The 16,703-nt window shown below is 68.4% G+C and carries 25 protein-coding genes; 21 read left to right on the top strand and 4 right to left on the bottom strand.

What is annotated here, in order from left to right:
• Window positions 1-25: 25 nt before the first annotated feature.
• Genes DTL70_RS20875 through DTL70_RS20860 form a run of 4 tightly spaced genes read right to left on the bottom strand, consistent with a single transcriptional unit; the run spans window position 26 to window position 6,181 of the window.
• Entirely contained in the window at window positions 26-436 is a 411-nt protein-coding gene (locus DTL70_RS20875) for a hypothetical protein (protein ID WP_114023483.1), read from the bottom strand.
• An 8-nt stretch (window positions 437-444) separates the two neighbouring features.
• Window positions 445-4,977 (bottom strand): putative T7SS-secreted protein, encoded by a 4,533-nt coding sequence (locus DTL70_RS20870; protein WP_114023482.1) that lies wholly within the window; start codon window positions 4,975-4,977, stop codon window positions 445-447.
• The gene (locus DTL70_RS20865; protein ID WP_114023481.1) at window positions 4,977-5,642 is read right to left on the bottom strand and encodes a hypothetical protein; all 666 of its coding nucleotides are present in this window, start codon (window positions 5,640-5,642) and stop codon (window positions 4,977-4,979) included. The genes DTL70_RS20870 and DTL70_RS20865 overlap by 1 nt, the downstream gene beginning before the upstream one ends.
• On the bottom strand, window positions 5,642-6,181 hold the full coding sequence (locus DTL70_RS20860) for a hypothetical protein (protein ID WP_114023480.1): 540 nt from the start codon (window positions 6,179-6,181) through the stop codon (window positions 5,642-5,644). Before DTL70_RS20860 ends, DTL70_RS20865 begins: the two co-directional genes overlap by 1 nt.
• Before the next feature lie 604 nt (window positions 6,182-6,785).
• On the opposite strand from DTL70_RS20860, the gene rpsJ reads away from it, so the two are divergent.
• The 21 genes from rpsJ (at window position 6,786) to rplO (ending at window position 16,516) form a co-directional block, all read left to right on the top strand.
• On the top strand, window positions 6,786-7,094 hold the full coding sequence (gene rpsJ / locus DTL70_RS20855; RefSeq protein WP_016909683.1) for a 30S ribosomal protein S10: 309 nt from the start codon (window positions 6,786-6,788) through the stop codon (window positions 7,092-7,094).
• Between the two features lie 15 nt (window positions 7,095-7,109).
• Window positions 7,110-7,754 (top strand): 50S ribosomal protein L3, encoded by a 645-nt coding sequence (gene rplC / locus DTL70_RS20850; protein ID WP_114015360.1) that lies wholly within the window; start codon window positions 7,110-7,112, stop codon window positions 7,752-7,754.
• Window positions 7,755-7,761: 7 nt separating this feature from the next.
• Window positions 7,762-8,418, top strand: coding sequence for a 50S ribosomal protein L4 (gene rplD / locus DTL70_RS20845; protein ID WP_114023479.1), 657 nt, complete (start codon window positions 7,762-7,764; stop codon window positions 8,416-8,418).
• Window positions 8,418-8,840 (top strand): 50S ribosomal protein L23, encoded by a 423-nt coding sequence (gene rplW / locus DTL70_RS20840; RefSeq protein ID WP_114023478.1) that lies wholly within the window; start codon window positions 8,418-8,420, stop codon window positions 8,838-8,840. Before rplD ends, rplW begins: the two co-directional genes overlap by 1 nt.
• 47 nt (window positions 8,841-8,887) lie before the next feature.
• A complete protein-coding gene (gene rplB / locus DTL70_RS20835) occupies window positions 8,888-9,724 on the top strand; it encodes a 50S ribosomal protein L2 (RefSeq protein WP_114023477.1) in 837 nt (278 codons plus the stop codon).
• Window positions 9,725-9,738: 14 nt separating this feature from the next.
• A complete protein-coding gene (rpsS, locus tag DTL70_RS20830; protein ID WP_114023476.1) occupies window positions 9,739-10,020 on the top strand; it encodes a 30S ribosomal protein S19 in 282 nt (93 codons plus the stop codon).
• A gap of 43 nt (window positions 10,021-10,063) precedes the next feature.
• The gene (rplV, locus tag DTL70_RS20825) at window positions 10,064-10,411 is read left to right on the top strand and encodes a 50S ribosomal protein L22 (protein ID WP_114015364.1); all 348 of its coding nucleotides are present in this window, start codon (window positions 10,064-10,066) and stop codon (window positions 10,409-10,411) included.
• Window positions 10,411-11,238: a 30S ribosomal protein S3 gene (rpsC, locus tag DTL70_RS20820; protein ID WP_114023475.1), complete on the top strand. Its 828-nt coding sequence runs from the start codon at window positions 10,411-10,413 to the stop codon at window positions 11,236-11,238. Before rplV ends, rpsC begins: the two co-directional genes overlap by 1 nt.
• 3 nt (window positions 11,239-11,241) lie before the next feature.
• Window positions 11,242-11,661: a 50S ribosomal protein L16 gene (rplP, locus tag DTL70_RS20815; protein WP_114015366.1), complete on the top strand. Its 420-nt coding sequence runs from the start codon at window positions 11,242-11,244 to the stop codon at window positions 11,659-11,661.
• On the top strand, window positions 11,661-11,885 hold the full coding sequence (gene rpmC / locus DTL70_RS20810) for a 50S ribosomal protein L29 (RefSeq protein ID WP_114015367.1): 225 nt from the start codon (window positions 11,661-11,663) through the stop codon (window positions 11,883-11,885). Before rplP ends, rpmC begins: the two co-directional genes overlap by 1 nt.
• Entirely contained in the window at window positions 11,885-12,169 is a 285-nt protein-coding gene (rpsQ, locus tag DTL70_RS20805; RefSeq protein ID WP_114023474.1) for a 30S ribosomal protein S17, read from the top strand. The genes rpmC and rpsQ overlap by 1 nt, the downstream gene beginning before the upstream one ends.
• Before the next feature lie 105 nt (window positions 12,170-12,274).
• Window positions 12,275-12,643 carry a 50S ribosomal protein L14 gene (gene rplN, locus DTL70_RS20800; protein WP_027738919.1) on the top strand — a complete coding sequence of 123 codons (369 nt, stop codon included), beginning with the start codon at window positions 12,275-12,277 and terminating at the stop codon, window positions 12,641-12,643.
• A 2-nt stretch (window positions 12,644-12,645) separates the two neighbouring features.
• Complete coding sequence (gene rplX, locus DTL70_RS20795; protein WP_114023473.1) at window positions 12,646-12,969, top strand: 50S ribosomal protein L24; 324 nt, start codon at window positions 12,646-12,648, stop codon at window positions 12,967-12,969.
• Window positions 12,969-13,532: a 50S ribosomal protein L5 gene (gene rplE, locus DTL70_RS20790; RefSeq protein WP_114015369.1), complete on the top strand. Its 564-nt coding sequence runs from the start codon at window positions 12,969-12,971 to the stop codon at window positions 13,530-13,532. The genes rplX and rplE overlap by 1 nt, the downstream gene beginning before the upstream one ends.
• A 2-nt stretch (window positions 13,533-13,534) precedes the next feature.
• The gene (locus tag DTL70_RS20785; RefSeq protein ID WP_016473415.1) at window positions 13,535-13,720 is read left to right on the top strand and encodes a type Z 30S ribosomal protein S14; all 186 of its coding nucleotides are present in this window, start codon (window positions 13,535-13,537) and stop codon (window positions 13,718-13,720) included.
• Window positions 13,721-13,884: 164 nt separating this feature from the next.
• Window positions 13,885-14,283: a 30S ribosomal protein S8 gene (rpsH, locus tag DTL70_RS20775; RefSeq protein ID WP_114015370.1), complete on the top strand. Its 399-nt coding sequence runs from the start codon at window positions 13,885-13,887 to the stop codon at window positions 14,281-14,283.
• A 23-nt stretch (window positions 14,284-14,306) separates the two neighbouring features.
• Complete coding sequence (gene rplF / locus DTL70_RS20770; protein WP_114023472.1) at window positions 14,307-14,846, top strand: 50S ribosomal protein L6; 540 nt, start codon at window positions 14,307-14,309, stop codon at window positions 14,844-14,846.
• Window positions 14,847-14,849: 3 nt separating this feature from the next.
• The gene (rplR, locus tag DTL70_RS20765; protein ID WP_114015372.1) at window positions 14,850-15,233 is read left to right on the top strand and encodes a 50S ribosomal protein L18; all 384 of its coding nucleotides are present in this window, start codon (window positions 14,850-14,852) and stop codon (window positions 15,231-15,233) included.
• Window positions 15,234-15,277: 44 nt separating this feature from the next.
• Window positions 15,278-15,880: a 30S ribosomal protein S5 gene (gene rpsE, locus DTL70_RS20760; RefSeq protein ID WP_027738926.1), complete on the top strand. Its 603-nt coding sequence runs from the start codon at window positions 15,278-15,280 to the stop codon at window positions 15,878-15,880.
• Window positions 15,880-16,062, top strand: a complete 183-nt coding sequence (rpmD, locus tag DTL70_RS20755; protein WP_114023471.1) for a 50S ribosomal protein L30 — start codon at window positions 15,880-15,882, stop codon at window positions 16,060-16,062. Before rpsE ends, rpmD begins: the two co-directional genes overlap by 1 nt.
• A 1-nt stretch (window position 16,063) precedes the next feature.
• Window positions 16,064-16,516 carry a 50S ribosomal protein L15 gene (gene rplO, locus DTL70_RS20750; protein ID WP_114023470.1) on the top strand — a complete coding sequence of 151 codons (453 nt, stop codon included), beginning with the start codon at window positions 16,064-16,066 and terminating at the stop codon, window positions 16,514-16,516.
• Window positions 16,517-16,703: the final 187 nt, after the last annotated feature.

The raw sequence follows: 16,703 nt of genomic DNA, 5'->3' as shown, positions 1-16,703 counted from the left end.
GGGGACTGACCTCTCTTTGTGTCGTTCATTGGTTCGGCTCGCCCTCGGTTCGGGCTTGCGGAGAGGAATCGATCTCCTCGCGGAGCGAGTTCAGGTCGGCCTCGCCGGGGGTGAACGGGGCTGCGCAGACCCTCAAGAACTCCACCTTTTCCTCGTCGCTCCATGTCGGCCAGGCTGTCAGGGCCGTCGCGTAATGAAAAATCAGAGTCCGCTCGTATTCACGCCCTTGCCAGTCACGCCACTTCTCCCACCGTGCGGCCCGACCCAAGTCTCCTTTCTCTCTGCTTGCCGTGATGATCGATCGCAGAATCCGATCATGGGCGGCGGCGAAATAGTGGCTACCGAAGAATGGCTCTGAGGGCGGATCCTCGAACTTCAGACGTGTCAGCGCTGCCGAGAGCACTTCCAGCTCACTCACCGAGAAGTCAATTTCCATCTCTGTCCTTAGCCGAATGGGTTGGGCCCTGCGTAGATTACGTCCTCAGGGCGGAAACGGAGCGAACCTTGATGGATGAGCTCGTTCGGTTGCTCGCCAACACGGAGAAGGGTGCCCTCGGGCGTCCTTATGGCCATCATGTATTCTCCCCTGCCCGCGTATGCCGGGTTCCCGGCGAACAGGACGTTACTCACGTCTCCTGAGGACACCAACTCCTGTGTGACATACGCCCGTCCCTTTGCGTCCGCCCGGACAGTTCCCGAGTCCAATATCCCCTCGTATCCAGCCCTGTTCGAGTAGTGGAAGACCACGTCATCATCGAGGTTGTCGAGTAGCGAGTCGACGCTTCCCACGTCGGGCTCCCCGCCCTTGGGACATCCGTCAACAGGAGCCAGCCCGAGTGGGTCTGTCCGAACGAGCGGTGCGTGGACGTACGTGGCGGGGTGGGGAGCTCCCGCGAGCCCGAGTTGATCCGGGGACACGTACCGCGCCGTCTCCGGGTCGTAGTACCGGAAGTAGTTGTAGTGCAGGCCGGTTTCGGGGTCGTAGTACTGGCCGGGGAAGCGGAGTGGGGTGTAGGCCGTGCTCTCTGTGTGCCAGGTGGTGGTGCCCCACAGGGTGGAGCGGGTGCGCCAGGCGATCTCGCCCGTCTCGGAGACGAGTTCCGTCGGGGTGCCGACGAGGTCGGTGACGATGGCGTAGAAGCGGGAGTCGATCTCCTGCTGGGTCGCCTCGGCGGTGAGGCGTTCCGTCTGGGTCAGGGGCGTGAAGCCCGCGTGGTTCCAGGTGAGGGTGACGGGGTGGGGGAGGGCGGGCGCGGTCGTGGTCTGTTCGATGAGGGTGGGGCCGTCCCAGGTGAAGGTGACGGTCTCCGCGCGCTCCTCGCCCGCCATGCGGTGTTTGGCGACGCGGCGGCCCAGGGGGTCGTACGCGTAGCGCCACACCGTGCCGTCCGGGGTGGTGGCCTCGGTGAGGCGGTCCTCCGCGTCCCACGTGTAGTGCCAGGTGTCCGGCTTCTTGGAGAGGCGGGCCTTCTGGCGGAGGGTGATGCGGCCCGCGTCGTCGTGTTCGTAGCGGACCTTGCCGGCCGACGTGATCCGGGTGCCCTCGTAGCGGCGGGGGCCGATGGCTTCGGGCGCCGCGTGGGTGGTGGGCCAGGTGGCTTCGGTCTGGTTGCCCGCCTCGTCGTAGGCGTACCGCTCGGTCCAGCCGCGGGCGTGGACGGCGGTGACGCGGCCGATCTCGTTCAGGTCGTAGGTGGTGCGGCCGGAGAGGAGGTCGTCGACCTCCGTCAGGTAACCGTCAGGGCGGTAGGTGTACTCCCTGTGCTGGACGACCGGCCCAGCGGCCGGGGACCGCGCGGTCAGGGACTGCGCGGTCAGGCGGCCCGCCGGGTCCCAGACCTGGGAGAGGGTGAGGCCGTCCGCCCCGATGCGGCGTTCCGTCTCGCGGCCCGCCGCGTCGTGCGTGAAGTCGAGCGTGTGGCCGGACGCCGTCAGGGAGGTGCGGTTGCCCGCCGCGTCGTACGCGCTGGTGGAGACGGCGCCGGTCGGGGTGACGCGGCGCGTGCGGCGGCCCAGCGGGTCGTAGGTGTGCGTGAGCGCGCGGCCGTTGACCAGCTCCGTCTTGACGCGGCCCAGTTTGTCGCGCTGGTAGCGCAGCTCCGTGTCGGGGCCGACGGCTTCGATCAGGCGGCCCGCCGGGTCGTACGCGTACGTCGTCACCGCGCCCGCCGCGTCCTTGCGGAGCGTACGGCCGAGCGCGTCCCGCTCGTAGGTGATCTCCTCGCCCAGCGGCGTCGTACGGCGGACGAGGTTCCCAGCGTCGTCCAGCTGGTACCGCTGTGTGCGGTCGTCGAAGTCCGTCTCCGCGACGAGGCGGCCCGCGGGGTCGTAGGTGTAGTCCCAGGTCAGGCCCTGCGGGTTGGTGACCCGGGTCATGCGCAGTTCGGCGTCGTAGGCGAACTCGTAGCGCACGCCGTCCGGGCCCGTGCGGGCGTCCAGCATGTCGAAGTGGGTGTACTCGTAGCGGGTCTCGCCGCCCGCCGCGTCGATGTGGCGGGTGCAGTTGCCCTCGCCGTCCCACTCCCAGCGTTCGCTCGCGCCGTCGGCGGTCGTTCGGGAGGACAGGCGGCCTTCGGGCGTCCAGGTCAGCTCCGTCCGGGCGCCGAGGGGGTCGATGACCGCGACCGGGCGGCCGAACGCGTCCCGCTCGTAGCGGGTCCTCGCGCCCAGGGGGTCGGTGATCTCCACCGGGAGTCCTGCGGCGTCGCAGTGGACCCGCGTCGTGGCTCCGAGTGCGTCCGTGACCGCGGCCAGGTGACCGCGCCCGTCGTACGTGAACCGTGTCGTGTGGCCCGCGGGGTCGGTCAGCGCCGTGCGGTTGCCGTCCGCGTCCCACTCCTGGTGCCAGACGGCGCCGTCGGGGCCGGTCGTCCGGACGGGTAGGCCCATAGTGTTGTGGGTGGCCGCGAGCCTCGTGCCGTCGGGTCGGGTTACCGCAGCGACCCGGCCCGCCTCGTCGTACGTGAAGGTCGTCGTGCGGCCTACCGCGTCCGTGTGGGACAACGGGCGGTTATACGCGTCCCGCTCCGTCCGTGTGCGATGTCCCAGTGGGTCGATCTCGCCGACTGTCCGGCCTCGCTCGTCGAACAGGTGACGCGTTGCGTGCCCAGCAGAGGTCGAAACCGTCGTGACCTTGTGTCCCGTCGCCTCGTCCACACCGTCGTAGTCGATGCGGACCTGCATGTGGCCCGCGGTGCCGCCCTCCGCGATGACCCGGTGCAGGTTGTCGTAGACGTAGTCGTAGCGGCGGTCGTTGGTGTCGGTCCAGGACACGACGCGCTGTTCCTCGTCGTACTCGAACTCAAGCGGTACGCCGGATGAGTCGAGGACCTCCGTGAGGTTGCCGTCGGTGTAGCCGTAGCGCAGCACCGTCGTCTCGGCATCCGCACCGACGACGGACAGTGCGGTGATCCTGTCGCCCTCGACCGTCAGCTCCACCACGTAACCGCCGTCGTGGACCAAGCGCCCGGGCGCGCCCGTCTGGGCGTCGTACTCGAACGTGATGCTGTGGCCGTTCCTGTCCGTGATCTGCTCGATCCGAGCGGTACCGTCCTGGCCGGAATCAGGTCCGGCCTCCGGCGGGGCGAAGTGCCGGACCCGCCCCGTGTCCGGTTCCGTCAGTGTGTAACCGCCGTCCGGGGTGCGCTCCAGCGGCATGCGGGACGACCCCGCTGACGGCAGGGTGGGCAGGCCCGGCGCCGGGTGCGGGAACGTCAGCAGGCGGCCGTCCTCGGCGACGAAGACGACGCCCTCGGTGTCGATCTCCAGGCGCTGGTCCACGGTCGAAGCCCAGGACGGCCCGAACCAGCGGCCGAGCCGGTAGCCGGACTCGACGTGACGCGTGAAGGCGAGCGGCAGCGCGCCCGGGAGCTCCAGGTCCGTCTGCGGCAGGAACATCAGTCCTGTCGCCAGGTCGACGGGGTCGGTGCCGTTGGCGCACTTCTCCTTCGGAGGGGTGGCGCTGTTGGCGGGGCCCTTGGTTTTGGCGGCCCTCCGCGCGTCCGCCGCCACCTTCCCCGCCCGTCCCGCCTTCGTCGCCGCGCCGACGCCCTTGGTGCCGAGCAGTTCGGGGATGAGGCGGCCGAGGCCCTCCGCGGGGTCCTTCTTGAAGCCCTCCAGCATGGCCTTGCCGGTGCCGACGGGGTCGTTGGCGGCGCGCATGATGCCCGTCACCGTCGAGTTGAGGTTGGTGACGTACTCGGCGGGGTGGGTGATGTTGTAGGGGTCGGTGGGGTTGACGCTGCGGGCGAAGTTGACGAGGCCTGCCGTGCCCTTGACGATGCCGCCGGAGACGTGGACGGCGTCCAGTTTCAGGCCCTCCAGGCCGTCCATGGCCTGTTCCGAGTAGTCGGGCTTGGGTGGGGCCGCGTCGCGGGCGGCCTTGACGGCGGTCTGGGCCCGCCCGGCCGCCGTGTTGCGCTGGGAGCGGGCCTCTCTCAGCTGGTCCTCGGCGTCGTCCTTCTTGTCGTCCTTGTACTTCTTGACGGCCTCGCCGGCCTGCTTCTGGGCCCACTCCACGGTCCCGGCGAAGTCCTCCAGCGCTCCGGCGGCCTTCTCGCAGGCGTCGGCGGCCTTGACCCACTTCGCCGGCTCGAGACCGACCTTGTCCCAGAAGGCTTCCGCGGCCTTCCCCTTCAGCGAGCCCTTGGGCAGCTTCTTCAAGCCGTTCGCCACGTTGGTGAAGGCTGTCTTGAAGTCCTTGAGGTGCCCGGCCGTGGAGCGGATCGTGCTGGGGCTGCCGTAGACGAGCCGCTTGGGGTCGTCGGTCTGGTCGAGCTGGAGCTCGTCGGTCTCCGCGCCGAGCGTGTTGGCGACCGAGCGGGACTTGTCGCGCGTCCAGTCGGCGCCGCTCTCCCAGCCGACGTCGTCCATCCGGTCGGCGGTCCAGTTGCCGAAGCTCTCCGCGCCGTCGCCGATCTTCTCGGTGACCTGCTCGGCCTTGTCCTCCCAGGAGTCCGGTATCAGATCCCAGCCCATCAGCCCTGGCCCCCCTGTGTGCCGCCCTGCGCACGCTGCTGTGCCGCCGCCCGCTCCTCGGGGGAGGGACCGAAGTACTCGTCCTGCTGGGCGGCGAGCTGCTCGTCGCTGACGCCGGTGACCTCCTGGGCGGCGTCCATGTACATGCCACCGCGCCCCTTGGTGGTCAGCTCCCGGCCGGTGTCCTGCCAGTCCTGTTTGATGTCGTGGCCGGCCTTCTCCCAGGACTCCCCGCTGTAGTCGGGCGCGTCCGGCGTGACGATGTCCCCCCAGCCCTGCTGGACGACCTCTTCCTCGGTCGCGTGCGGGTTCCCGGTCAGGGAGTTCAGGCCGACCTTGAGCGCCCCGGCCGCGTACTGGTCCTCCTCGTAGGCCATCCCCGCCGACAGGCCCAGCTTCTGGGCCAGCGCGTTGGCGTTCTGCACGAGGGCGCGCACGCCCCACTCCCACTTCTCGCAGAAGTCCTCGAAGTCGACCGAGAGGCCGTGGTGGCCCATCTCCATGCCGGTGAGGGAGAGTTCCTCGAACCCCGAGCCCTGGAGCGCGTCGGTGGCGCCGCCGCCGGACTCCTTCAGCTCGTCGATGGCGCCCTTGAGCCCCTTCTCGATCAGGTCGAGGGACTCCTTGTTCCAGTTGACGCCGTCGCCGCCGTTGCCGTCGCCCATCAGGCGCCCTCCCCGCCGGGGCCGGGGCCGGGGCCGGTGCCGGGGCGGGTGTCGGTGTCGACGGCCACCCCGTCGGGCACGATGCCCCGTACGGGCGGGAAGAGCATGGAGCCGTCCCCGTCCGCGGCGTTGACCGCCACCCCGGCGGGGCCGCCCAGCGCGGGGATCACCGCGTCGAGGAGGCGTGCGCCGAGGACGGAGACGTAAGTCCACGGTTCCCCGGCCGCCGGCTCGCCGTGGCGGCCGGGCGCGCCCTCCCGTGCTGCCGCGCGCTCCTCGGTGAAGCGGGCCAGCGCCGCCTCGTCGGTGAACGCGAAGATCCAGCGGACGCCTCCGTAACCGGCCGACATCAGCCGGTCTCCGTCGAGCCGCCCCTCGTCGGGCGGCCCCACGTCGGGCGGTCCGGCGTCCAGCGGTCCTGCGCCGCCCGCAGGGCTTACAGTGGGCACCAGCACGGCCGTGCGACGGAACTCGCCCACCAGTGCGGCGGGGTCACCCGTTCCGGCACGCGTCGCGGCGATCTCGTCCGGAAGCTCCATCCCCCACCTCGTTCGCCACCGGTATGTCCGTTGCGTGAGCAGTCACCACGATACGCGTGACCGTCGGTGCGCGGACAAGGCCATCGTCGCTGATCACGGCGGTACGACGGGGTGGAGGGGCCCGGGGCCGCGGCGAGCGGGCGGGGCGGATCGCCGACGGCGGGGCAGCGGGCGTGTGGGGGCCGACCCGTGATAATGCCCGGATTGGCCAGCGCCAATCCCGCTGTGGCACACTGTCCAGGTTGCTCGGTTGAGTGCCGATGCTGCGCGCCTCCCGCCGGGAGGACTGGAAGCGAGTCCCAGGTATTCGTCGCCCCTCATCAGGGGCGGAAGTACGGGAATCTTCCGGGAAGCGCAGGAGGGGCTTCCAGCCAGGCACCCGGTGGGTTTCTCCCCCCGGCTTCTTCCTTTTGCGGGACCTTCGAGGGTCCGCTGCGGTTCGCCGCGGCGCCCGGCGCGGATCCCCTGCGGAGTCGTACGCCTGCGTACGGCGGACGTACGAGAAGCAAGCCGACACGCCCGACCGCGTGGGTCGGAAGTGGAAGCGGGACGGGAAACCCACGGGGTTCCAGAGCGTGACGAGAGACAGGACTACGAAGTAGCCATGGCGGGACAGAAGATCCGCATCAGGCTCAAGGCCTACGACCACGAGGTCATCGACAACTCGGCGAAGAAGATCGTCGAGACGGTGACGCGTACTGGCGCGTCGGTCGCCGGCCCGGTGCCGCTGCCCACAGAGAAGAACGTGTACTGCGTCATCAAGTCGCCGCACAAGTACAAGGACGCGCGCGAGCACTTCGAGATGCGTACCCACAAGCGTCTGATCGACATCCTCGACCCGACCCCCAAGACCGTTGACTCGCTGATGCGCCTGGACCTCCCGGCCGGCGTCGACATCGAGATCAAGCTCTGAGGGGTGTCGTAGAAGATGGCTAAGCAGATCAAGGGCGTCCTGGGCGAGAAGCTCGGCATGACCCAGGTCTGGGACGACAACAACCGCGTCGTGCCCGTGACCGTCGTCAAGGCCGGGCCGAACGTCGTGACCCAGGTCCGCACCGCAGACAGGGACGGCTACGAGGCCGTCCAGATCGCCTTCGGCGAGATCGACCCGCGCAAGGTGAACAAGCCCCTCAAGGGCCACTTCGCCAAGGCCGACGTCACTCCCCGTCGCCACCTCGTGGAGATCCGCACCAACGACTCCGCCGAGTACACCCTCGGCCAGGAGCTGGGCGCGGACACCTTCGAGTCCGGCGTCAAGGTCGACGTGACCGGCAAGTCGAAGGGCAAGGGCTTCGCCGGCGGCATGAAGCGCCACGGCTTCCACGGTGCCCGCGCCTCGCACGGTGCGCACCGCAACCACCGCAAGCCGGGCGCCATCGGTGGCTGCGCCACCCCGGGCCGTGTCTTCAAGGGCACCCGCATGGCCGGCCGGATGGGCAACGAGCGGGTCACCACCCAGAACCTGACCGTCCACGCCGTTGACGCGGAGAAGGGCCTGCTGCTCATCAAGGGCGCAGTTCCCGGTCCGAACGGCGGCCTCGTCCTGGTCCGTACCGCGGCCAAGGGGGCTTGAGGAACCGATGAGCACCATTGACATCCTTTCGCCGGCCGGCGACAAGACCGGGACCGTCGAGCTCCCCGCGGAGATCTTCGACGCGCAGGTCAGCGTTCCGCTGATCCACCAGGTCGTCGTCGCCCAGCTGGCCGCTGCCCGCCAGGGCACGCACAAGACCAAGACGCGCGGCGAGGTCCGCGGCGGTGGCAAGAAGCCGTACCGCCAGAAGGGCACAGGCCGCGCCCGTCAGGGTTCGACCCGCGCTCCGCAGTTCGCCGGCGGTGGCGTCGTGCACGGTCCCGTCCCGCGGGACTACGCGCAGCGGACCCCGAAGAAGATGAAGGCCGCCGCCCTGCGCGGTGCGCTCTCCGACCGGGCCCGCCACAGCCGCGTCCACGTCGTCTCCGGCGTGGTCGACAGCGCCGACGGCGTGGCCTCCACCAAGGCGGCCAAGACGCTGCTGGGCAAGGTCAGCGAGCGCAAGCACGTGCTGCTCGTCGCCGAGCGCAGTGACGAGCAGACCTGGCTGTCCGCCCGCAACCTGCCCCAGGTGCACATCCTGGAGCCGGGCCAGCTCAACACCTACGACGTGCTCGTCTCCGACGACGTGGTCTTCACCCAGGCCGCGCTGGAGTCCTTCGTTGCTGGCCCGAAGGCCCACACCGAAGGGAGCGACGCCTGATGGCTACGCGACACCCGAGCATCGCCTCCAAGGCAGCGAAGGCCGCGAAGGCCGCCCGCGTCGCCAAGGCCGCCCGTCGCGCGGCCGAGGGCCCGGGCGAGCTCGCGCCGGCCGAGCCGAGCAAGACGTTCTCCGACCCGCGCGACCTGCTCCTGCGGCCGGTCGTCTCGGAGAAGAGCTACGCGCTGCTGGACGAGAACAAGTACACGTTCATCGTCGACCCGCGGGCGAACAAGACCCAGATCAAGCAGGCCGTGGAAGAGGTCTTCTCGGTCAAGGTCGCCGGCGTCAACACGATCAACCGTCAGGGCAAGCGCAAGCGCACCCGCACCGGTTACGGCAAGCGCGCCGACACCAAGCGCGCCATCGTGACCCTCGCCGAGGGCGACCGTATCGACATCTTCGGCGGCCCGGCCTCCTGACGGAGGCGGGGACGTTCTGAAGTCCGGAATATTCCGAGGACTGAGAAATGGGTATCCGCAAGTACAAGCCGACGACTCCTGGCCGTCGTGGCGCCAGCGTCGCCGACTTCGTCGAGATCACGCGGGACACGCCGGAGAAGTCGCTGGTCCGCCCGCTGCACAGCAAGGGCGGCCGTAACAACGCCGGCCGTGTGACCGCACGCCACCAGGGTGGTGGCCACAAGCGCGCCTACCGCGTGATCGACTTCCGTCGGCACGACAAGGACGGCGTGCCGGCCAAGGTCGCGCACATCGAGTACGACCCGAACCGCACCGCGCGCATCGCGCTGCTGCACTACGTGGACGGCGAGAAGCGCTACATCCTCGCCCCCCGCGGCATCCAGCAGGGCGACCGGATCGAGAACGGCCAGGGCGCCGACATCAAGCCGGGCAACAACCTGCCGCTGCGCTACATCCCGGTCGGTACGACGATCCACGCGATCGAGCTGAACCCGGGCGGCGGCGCCAAGTTCGCGCGCTCCGCCGGTGCTTCGGTGCAGTTGCTGGCGAAGGAGGGCCGCATGGCCCACCTGCGCATGCCGTCCGGTGAGATCCGCCTGGTCGACGCCCGCTGCCGCGCCACTGTCGGCGAGGTCGGCAACGCCGAGCAGTCGAACATCAACTGGGGCAAGGCCGGCCGTATGCGGTGGAAGGGCGTTCGCCCGACCGTCCGCGGTGTGGTCATGAACCCGATCGACCACCCGCACGGTGGTGGTGAGGGTCGTACCTCCGGTGGCCGCCACCCGGTTTCGCCGTGGGGTCAGAAGGAGGGCCGTACGCGCTCGCCGAAGAAGGCCAGCAACAAGTACATCGTCCGCCGCCGCAAGACGAACAAGAAGCGCTAGGAGGCGGGTTTTAGATGCCGCGCAGTCTCAAGAAGGGGCCTTTCGTCGACGACCACCTTGTGAAGAAGGTGGACACCCAGAACGACGCGGGCACCAAGAACGTCATCAAGACCTGGTCTCGCCGCTCGATGATCGTCCCGGCGATGCTGGGCCACACGATCGCGGTGCACGACGGCCGCAAGCACGTCCCGGTGTTCGTCACCGAGTCGATGGTCGGCCACAAGCTCGGCGAGTTCGCGCCGACCCGCACCTTCCGCGGCCACGTCAAGGACGACCGCAAGTCGCGTCGTCGTTGACGGGCGGGGTGTGTAGATCATGACTGACACCGAAGGGACAACCATGGAAGCCAGGGCCTCCGCGCGCTATGTGCGCGTCACGCCCATGAAGGCCCGCCGGGTGGTGGACCTTGTCCGTGGCCTCGACGCCACGGAGGCTCAGGCGGTCCTGCGTTTCGCCCCGCAGGCCGCCAGCGTGCCGGTCGGCAAGGTGCTGGACAGCGCCATCGCCAACGCCGCGCACAACTACGACCACACGGACGCCGACAGCCTCTACATCTCCGAGGCCTACGTCGACGAGGGCCCGACCCTGAAGCGGTTCCGGCCGCGCGCCCAGGGCCGTGCCTACCGGATCCGTAAGCGGACGAGCCACATCACCGTGGTCGTGAGCAGCAAGGAAGGAACCCGGTAATGGGCCAGAAGGTAAACCCGCACGGGTTCCGGCTCGGTGTGACCACCGACTTCAAGTCGCGTTGGTACGCCGACAAGCTCTACAAGGACTACGTCAAGGAAGACGTCGCGATCCGCCGCATGCTCACGCAGGGCATGGAGCGGGCCGGCATCTCCAAGGTGGAGATCGAGCGCACGCGTGACCGCGTCCGCGTCGACGTCCACACCGCCCGTCCCGGCATCGTCATCGGCCGCCGCGGCGCCGAGGCCGACCGCCTGCGCGGCAACCTGGAGAAGCTGACCGGCAAGCAGATCCAGTTCAACATCCTCGAGGTGAAGAACCCCGAGACGGACGCGCAGCTCGTGGCCCAGGCGGTCGCCGAGCAGCTGTCCTCCCGGGTCTCCTTCCGCCGCGCCATGCGCAAGAGCATGCAGACGGCGATGAAGGCCGGTGCCAAGGGCATCAAGATCCAGTGCGGCGGTCGTCTCGGCGGTGCCGAGATGTCGCGCTCGGAGTTCTACCGCGAGGGCCGGGTGCCGCTGCACACCCTGCGCGCCAACGTCGACTACGGCTTCTTCGAGGCCAAGACGACCTTCGGCCGCATCGGTGTGAAGGTGTGGATCTACAAGGGCGATGTCAAGAACATCTCCGAGGTCCGCGCCGAGAACGCCGCTGCCCGTGCCGGCAACCGCCCCTCGCGCGGCGGCGGTAACGACCGTCCCCGTCGGGGCGGCGAGCGTCGCGGCCGCAAGCCGCAGCAGAACCAGCAGGCCGAGGCTCCCAAGGCGGAGTCCGCGGCGCCCGCCGGTGCTGCCGCCGAGCCGAGCGCTTCTGGAAAGGAGAGCTGACCCATGCTGATCCCGCGCAGGGTCAAGCACCGCAAGCAGCACCACCCGAAGCGCACCGGCATGGCCAAGGGTGGCACCGAGGTTGCTTTCGGTGAGTACGGCATCCAGGCCGTCACCGCCGCCTACGTGACGAACCGGCAGATCGAGGCAGCTCGTATCTCCATGACGCGTCACATCAAGCGTGGCGGCAAGGTCTGGATCAACATCTACCCGGACCGCCCGCTCACCAAGAAGCCCGCCGAGACCCGCATGGGTTCCGGTAAGGGTTCGCCGGAGTGGTGGGTCGCGAACGTCAAGCCTGGTCGCGTGATGTTCGAGCTGTCCTACCCGAACGAGAAGATTGCCAAGGAGGCGCTCACCCGCGCCGCCCACAAGCTTCCGATGAAGTGCCGCATCGTGCGGCGCGAGGCAGGTGACGCGTGATGGCGGCCGGAACCAAGGCGTCCGAGCTGCGTGAGCTGGGCGACGAGGAGCTTGTGGCCAAGCTCCGCGAAGCCAAGGAAGAGCTGTTCAACCTCCGCTTCCAGGCGGCGACCGGGCAGCTTGAAAACCACGGCCGGCTCAAGGCCGTCCGCAAGGACATCGCCCGGATCTACACCCTGATGCGTGAGCGCGAGCTGGGCATCGAGACGGTGGAGAGCGCCTGATGAGCGAGACGAACGTGACTGAGAAGACAGAGCAGCGCGGCTTCCGCAAGACCCGGCAGGGTCTGGTCGTCAGCGACAAGATGGACAAGACCGTCGTCGTCGCCGTCGAGGACCGCGTGACGCACGCGCTGTACGGCAAGGTCATCCGCCGTACCAACAAGCTCAAGGCGCACGACGAGCAGAACGCTGCCGGTGTCGGCGACCGCGTTCTCCTGATGGAGACCCGGCCGCTGTCCGCCACGAAGCGCTGGCGCATCGTCGAGATCCTCGAGAAGGCCAAGTAATTCCTGGGGCTCGTCCCGAGTCCACAGGTCGTTCCGCCAGGCTCGGCAGGGGACGCCCGATGAGGGGTCCCCTGCCGGGAACCGGCAGACATACAGGAGATAGACGTGATCCAGCAGGAGTCCCGGCTTCGCGTCGCCGACAACACGGGTGCGAAGGAAATCCTCACCATCCGTGTGCTCGGCGGTTCGGGCCGGCGCTACGCGGGCGTCGGTGACGTCATTGTCGCTACCGTCAAGGACGCGATCCCCGGTGGGAACGTGAAGAAGGGCGACATCGTCAAGGCCGTCATCGTGCGCACCGTCAAGGAGCGCCGTCGCCCGGACGGTTCGTACATCCGGTTCGACGAAAACGCCGCCGTCATCCTCAAGAACGACGGCGACCCTCGCGGCACCCGCATCTTCGGCCCCGTGGGTCGTGAGCTGCGCGAGAAGAAGTTCATGAAGATCATCTCGCTCGCGCCGGAGGTGCTGTGACCATGAAGATCAAGAAGGGCGACCTGGTCCAGGTCATCACCGGTAAGGACAAGGGCAAGCAGGGCAAGGTCATCAAGGCCATGCCCCGCGAGGACCGCGTCCTGGTCGAGGGTGTCAACCGGGTCAAGAAGCACACCAAGGCCGGTCAGACGGCTCGCGGTTCGCAGACCGGCGGCATCGTGACGACCGAGGCCCCGGTCCACGTCAGCAACGTTCAGCTGGTCGTGGAGGCGGACGGCAAGAAGGTCGTGACCCGCGTCGGGTACCGCTTCGACGACGAAGGCAACAAGATCCGCGTTGCCAAGCGGACCGGTGAGGACATCTGATGACTGCCACCACCACGCAGGCCCCGCGCCTGAAGCAGCGCTACCGCGAAGAGATCCAGGGCAAGCTGCAGGAGCAGTTCTCCTACGAGAACGTCATGCAGATCCCCGGCCTGACCAAGATCGTGGTCAACATGGGTGTGGGCGACGCCGCCCGCGACTCCAAGCTGATCGAGGGCGCCATCAAGGACCTCGCCACGATCACCGGCCAGAAGCCGGCCGTCACCAAGGCCCGCAAGTCCATCGCGCAGTTCAAGCTGCGTGAGGGCCAGCCGATCGGCGCCCACGTGACGCTGCGCGGCGACCGGATGTGGGAGTTCCTGGACCGCCTGCTGTCCCTCGCGCTGCCGCGCATCCGCGACTTCCGCGGTCTGTCGCCCAAGCAGTTCGACGGACGAGGCAACTACACCTTCGGTCTCACGGAGCAGGTCATGTTCCACGAGATCGACCAGGACAAGATCGACCGGGTCCGGGGCATGGACATCACCGTGGTCACCACGGCGACCAGCGACGACGAGGGCCGTGCCCTGCTTCGTCACCTCGGCTTCCCGTTCAAGGAGAACTGACCATGGCGAAGAAGGCTCTGATCTCCAAGGCCAGCCGCAAGCCGAAGTTCTCGGTGCGTGCCTACACGCGCTGCCAGCGCTGCGGCCGTCCCCACTCCGTGTACCGCAAGTTCGGCCTGTGCCGTGTGTGCCTCCGTGAGATGGCGCACCGCGGCGAGCTGCCGGGCGTGACCAAGAGCTCCTGGTAACCCTTTCGGGTAACTCCGGGATCTCTCGGTAAGCTGAACAGTCGCTTACTACGCCGTAGGTCCCCCGCGACGCACCCGTCCCGTCGTCGGCCGTCAGGCCGGCGGACGGGGAGAGGGACGACGCAGACAGGGAAACCCCGGCGAGAGAGGCCGAAGGCCATCACATGACCATGACCGATCCCATCGCAGACATGCTCACGCGTCTGCGGAACGCGAACTCGGCGTACCACGACTCCGTCGAGATGCCGCACAGCAAGATCAAGTCGCACATCGCGGAGATCCTCCAGCAGGAGGGCTTCATCACCGGTTGGAAGACCGAGGACGCCAGGGTCGGCAAGAGCCTGGTGCTCGAGCTGAAGTTCGGCCCGAACCGCGAGCGCTCGATCGCCGGCATCAAGCGGATCTCGAAGCCGGGTCTGCGGGTCTACGCAAAGTCCACCAACCTGCCGAAGGTGCTCGGCGGCCTCGGCGTGGCGATCATCTCCACGTCGCACGGTCTCCTCACCGACAAGCAGGCCAGCAAGAAGGGTGTGGGCGGGGAAGTCCTCGCCTACGTCTGGTAACGGAAGGGAACGGAGGTAAAGCCATGTCGCGAATCGGCAAGCTCCCCATCCAGGTTCCCGCCGGTGTGGACGTCACCATCGATGGCCAGACGGTCGCCGTGAAGGGCCCCAAGGGCTCCCTCGCGCACACCGTCGCCACGCCCATCGAGATCGCCAAGGGCGAGGACGGCGCGCTCGTCGTCTCCCGTCCGAACGACGAGAGCCGGAACAGGGCCCTGCACGGTCTGTCCCGCACGCTGGTGGCGAACATGATCACTGGCGTGACCCAGGGATTCACCAAGGACCTCGAAATCAGCGGTGTCGGCTACCGCGTCCAGGCCAAGGGCTCCAACCTGGAGTTCTCGCTGGGCTACAGCCACCCGATCCTGGTGGAGGCCCCGGAAGGGATCTCCTTCAAGGTCGACACTCCGACCAAGTTCACGGTCGAGGGCATCGACAAGCAGCGGGTCGGCGAGGTCGCCGCGAAGATCCGCAAGCTGCGCAAGCCCGACCCCTACAAGGCCAAGGGCGTGAAGTACGCAGGCGAGGTCATCCGCCGCAAGGTCGGAAAGGCTGGTAAGTAAGCCATGGCATACGGCGTGAAGATCGCCAAGGGCGACGCCTACAAGCGTGCCGCCGCCAAGCGCCGTCACATCCGCATCCGCAAGAAGGTCTCGGGCACTTCCGAGCGCCCCCGTCTTGTGGTGACGCGCACCAACCGCGGGATCACCGCCCAGGTGATCGACGACATCGCGGGCCACACGCTGGCCTCGGCGTCGCACCTGGACGGCACCGTCCGCGGTGGTGAGGGTGACAAGAGCGCCCAGGCCCAGCAGGTCGGGGCCCTGGTCGCCGAGCGCGCCAAGGCCGCGGGGGTCGAGACTGTGGTGTTCGACCGCGGTGGTAACAAGTACGCAGGGCGGATTGCCGCTCTGGCTGACGCCGCCCGCGAGGCCGGGCTCAGGTTCTGAGCCCCGGTTCCGTGAGCTAGCGGACAAAGAGAGAGGTAATTCCAATGGCTGGACCCCAGCGCCGCGGTGGCGGCGCCGGTGGCGGCGAGCGGCGGGACCGTAAGGGCCGGGACGGCGGCGCTGCCGCCGAGAAGACCGCGTACGTTGAGCGCGTAGTCGCGATCAACCGCGTCGCCAAGGTTGTGAAGGGTGGTCGTCGCTTCAGCTTCACCGCGCTGGTCGTGGTGGGCGACGGTGACGGCACCGTGGGTGTCGGATACGGCAAGGCCAAGGAGGTGCCGGCCGCCATCGCCAAGGGCGTTGAGGAGGCCAAGAAGCACTTCTTCAAGGTCCCGCGTATCCAGGGCACCATTCCGCACCCGATCCAGGGTGAGGAAGCCGCGGGTGTCGTGCTGCTCAAGCCGGCCTCGCCCGGTACCGGTGTGATCGCCGGTGGCCCGGTGCGTGCCGTGCTGGAGTGCGCGGGCATCCACGACGTGCTGAGCAAGTCGCTCGGCTCGGCGAACCCGATCAACATCGTGCACGCCACGGTGGCGGCGCTCCGCGGGCTTCAGCGCCCGGAGGAGATCGCGGCCCGCCGTGGTCTGCCGCTCGAGGACGTTGCACCCGCCGCTCTGCTGCGGGCGCGTGCAGGGGTGAGCGCGTAATGGCTCAGCTCAAGATCACGCAGACGCGTTCCGTGATCGGGACCAAGCAGAACCACCGTGACACGCTGCGGACCCTCGGTCTCAAGCGCGTCAACGATGTGGCCGTCCGCGAGGCCAGCGACATCGTGCGCGGGCAGGTGCACACCGTGCGCCACCTCGTGACGGTCGAGGAGGTCGACTGACATGGGTGACAACCCGCTGAAGGTCCACAACCTCCGTCCGGCCCCCGGGGCCAAGACCGCCAAGACCCGCGTGGGTCGTGGTGAGGCCTCCAAGGGCAAGACGGCGGGTCGTGGCACCAAGGGCACGAAGGCCCGGTACCAGGTTCCGGAGCGCTTCGAGGGTGGGCAGATGCCGCTGGTCATGCGGCTGCCCAAGCTCAAGGGCTTCAACAACCCGGCGCACAAGCAGTTCCAGGTCGTGAACCTGGACAAGCTGGCCGCCCTCTACCCCGAGGGTGGCGAGGTCACGGTGGCCGACCTGGTCGCCAAGGGCGCCGTACGCAAGAACGAGCTGGTCAAGGTGCTCGGCTCCGGCGACATCTCGGTGGCGCTGACGGTGACCGTCGACAAGGTCTCCGGCTCCGCCAAGGAGAAGATCACCGCCGCCGGCGGCACCGTCACCGAACTCATCTGAGTTCGTTGACCACGTGAACGACAGGCCGGGGATGTCCCAACGGGACATCCCCGGCTGGTCGTTTGCCCGGCAGTTCTTTCCCGGGCTGGTCGTTTCTACCAGGTGCCGTCGCCGGTAAGGTGGCACCACCGTTGATATCTGTCGATCCTCAAGACCGTCACCTCTCGCGCACTCAACACCGCGGGGG

It is taken from the genome of Streptomyces diacarni (assembly GCF_003323715.1).
Classification (GTDB): Bacteria; Actinomycetota; Actinomycetes; order Streptomycetales; family Streptomycetaceae; genus Streptomyces; species Streptomyces diacarni.
The sequence above is the reverse complement of the archived record's forward strand: the minus strand, read 5'-3'. Positions and strand labels throughout refer to the sequence as shown.

Excerpts from the sequence above, each read along its gene's own strand:
- DTL70_RS20875 (WP_114023483.1), bottom strand. The coding sequence starts at position 436 with ATGGAAATTGACTTCTCGGTGAGTGAGCTGGAAGTGCTCTCGGCAGCG.
- DTL70_RS20870 (WP_114023482.1), bottom strand. The coding sequence starts at position 4,977 with ATGGGCTGGGATCTGATACCGGACTCCTGGGAGGACAAGGCCGAGCAG.
- DTL70_RS20865 (WP_114023481.1), bottom strand. The coding sequence starts at position 5,642 with ATGGGCGACGGCAACGGCGGCGACGGCGTCAACTGGAACAAGGAGTCC.
- DTL70_RS20860 (WP_114023480.1), bottom strand. The coding sequence starts at position 6,181 with ATGGAGCTTCCGGACGAGATCGCCGCGACGCGTGCCGGAACGGGTGAC.
- rpsJ (WP_016909683.1), top strand. The coding sequence starts at position 6,786 with ATGGCGGGACAGAAGATCCGCATCAGGCTCAAGGCCTACGACCACGAG.
- rplC (WP_114015360.1), top strand. The coding sequence starts at position 7,110 with ATGGCTAAGCAGATCAAGGGCGTCCTGGGCGAGAAGCTCGGCATGACC.
- rplD (WP_114023479.1), top strand. The coding sequence starts at position 7,762 with ATGAGCACCATTGACATCCTTTCGCCGGCCGGCGACAAGACCGGGACC.
- rplW (WP_114023478.1), top strand. The coding sequence starts at position 8,418 with ATGGCTACGCGACACCCGAGCATCGCCTCCAAGGCAGCGAAGGCCGCG.
- rplB (WP_114023477.1), top strand. The coding sequence starts at position 8,888 with ATGGGTATCCGCAAGTACAAGCCGACGACTCCTGGCCGTCGTGGCGCC.
- rpsS (WP_114023476.1), top strand. The coding sequence starts at position 9,739 with ATGCCGCGCAGTCTCAAGAAGGGGCCTTTCGTCGACGACCACCTTGTG.
- rplV (WP_114015364.1), top strand. The coding sequence starts at position 10,064 with ATGGAAGCCAGGGCCTCCGCGCGCTATGTGCGCGTCACGCCCATGAAG.
- rpsC (WP_114023475.1), top strand. The coding sequence starts at position 10,411 with ATGGGCCAGAAGGTAAACCCGCACGGGTTCCGGCTCGGTGTGACCACC.
- rplP (WP_114015366.1), top strand. The coding sequence starts at position 11,242 with ATGCTGATCCCGCGCAGGGTCAAGCACCGCAAGCAGCACCACCCGAAG.
- rpmC (WP_114015367.1), top strand. The coding sequence starts at position 11,661 with ATGGCGGCCGGAACCAAGGCGTCCGAGCTGCGTGAGCTGGGCGACGAG.
- rpsQ (WP_114023474.1), top strand. The coding sequence starts at position 11,885 with ATGAGCGAGACGAACGTGACTGAGAAGACAGAGCAGCGCGGCTTCCGC.
- rplX (WP_114023473.1), top strand. The coding sequence starts at position 12,646 with ATGAAGATCAAGAAGGGCGACCTGGTCCAGGTCATCACCGGTAAGGAC.
- rplE (WP_114015369.1), top strand. The coding sequence starts at position 12,969 with ATGACTGCCACCACCACGCAGGCCCCGCGCCTGAAGCAGCGCTACCGC.
- DTL70_RS20785 (WP_016473415.1), top strand. The coding sequence starts at position 13,535 with ATGGCGAAGAAGGCTCTGATCTCCAAGGCCAGCCGCAAGCCGAAGTTC.
- rpsH (WP_114015370.1), top strand. The coding sequence starts at position 13,885 with ATGACCATGACCGATCCCATCGCAGACATGCTCACGCGTCTGCGGAAC.
- rplF (WP_114023472.1), top strand. The coding sequence starts at position 14,307 with ATGTCGCGAATCGGCAAGCTCCCCATCCAGGTTCCCGCCGGTGTGGAC.
- rplR (WP_114015372.1), top strand. The coding sequence starts at position 14,850 with ATGGCATACGGCGTGAAGATCGCCAAGGGCGACGCCTACAAGCGTGCC.
- rpsE (WP_027738926.1), top strand. The coding sequence starts at position 15,278 with ATGGCTGGACCCCAGCGCCGCGGTGGCGGCGCCGGTGGCGGCGAGCGG.
- rpmD (WP_114023471.1), top strand. The coding sequence starts at position 15,880 with ATGGCTCAGCTCAAGATCACGCAGACGCGTTCCGTGATCGGGACCAAG.
- rplO (WP_114023470.1), top strand. The coding sequence starts at position 16,064 with ATGGGTGACAACCCGCTGAAGGTCCACAACCTCCGTCCGGCCCCCGGG.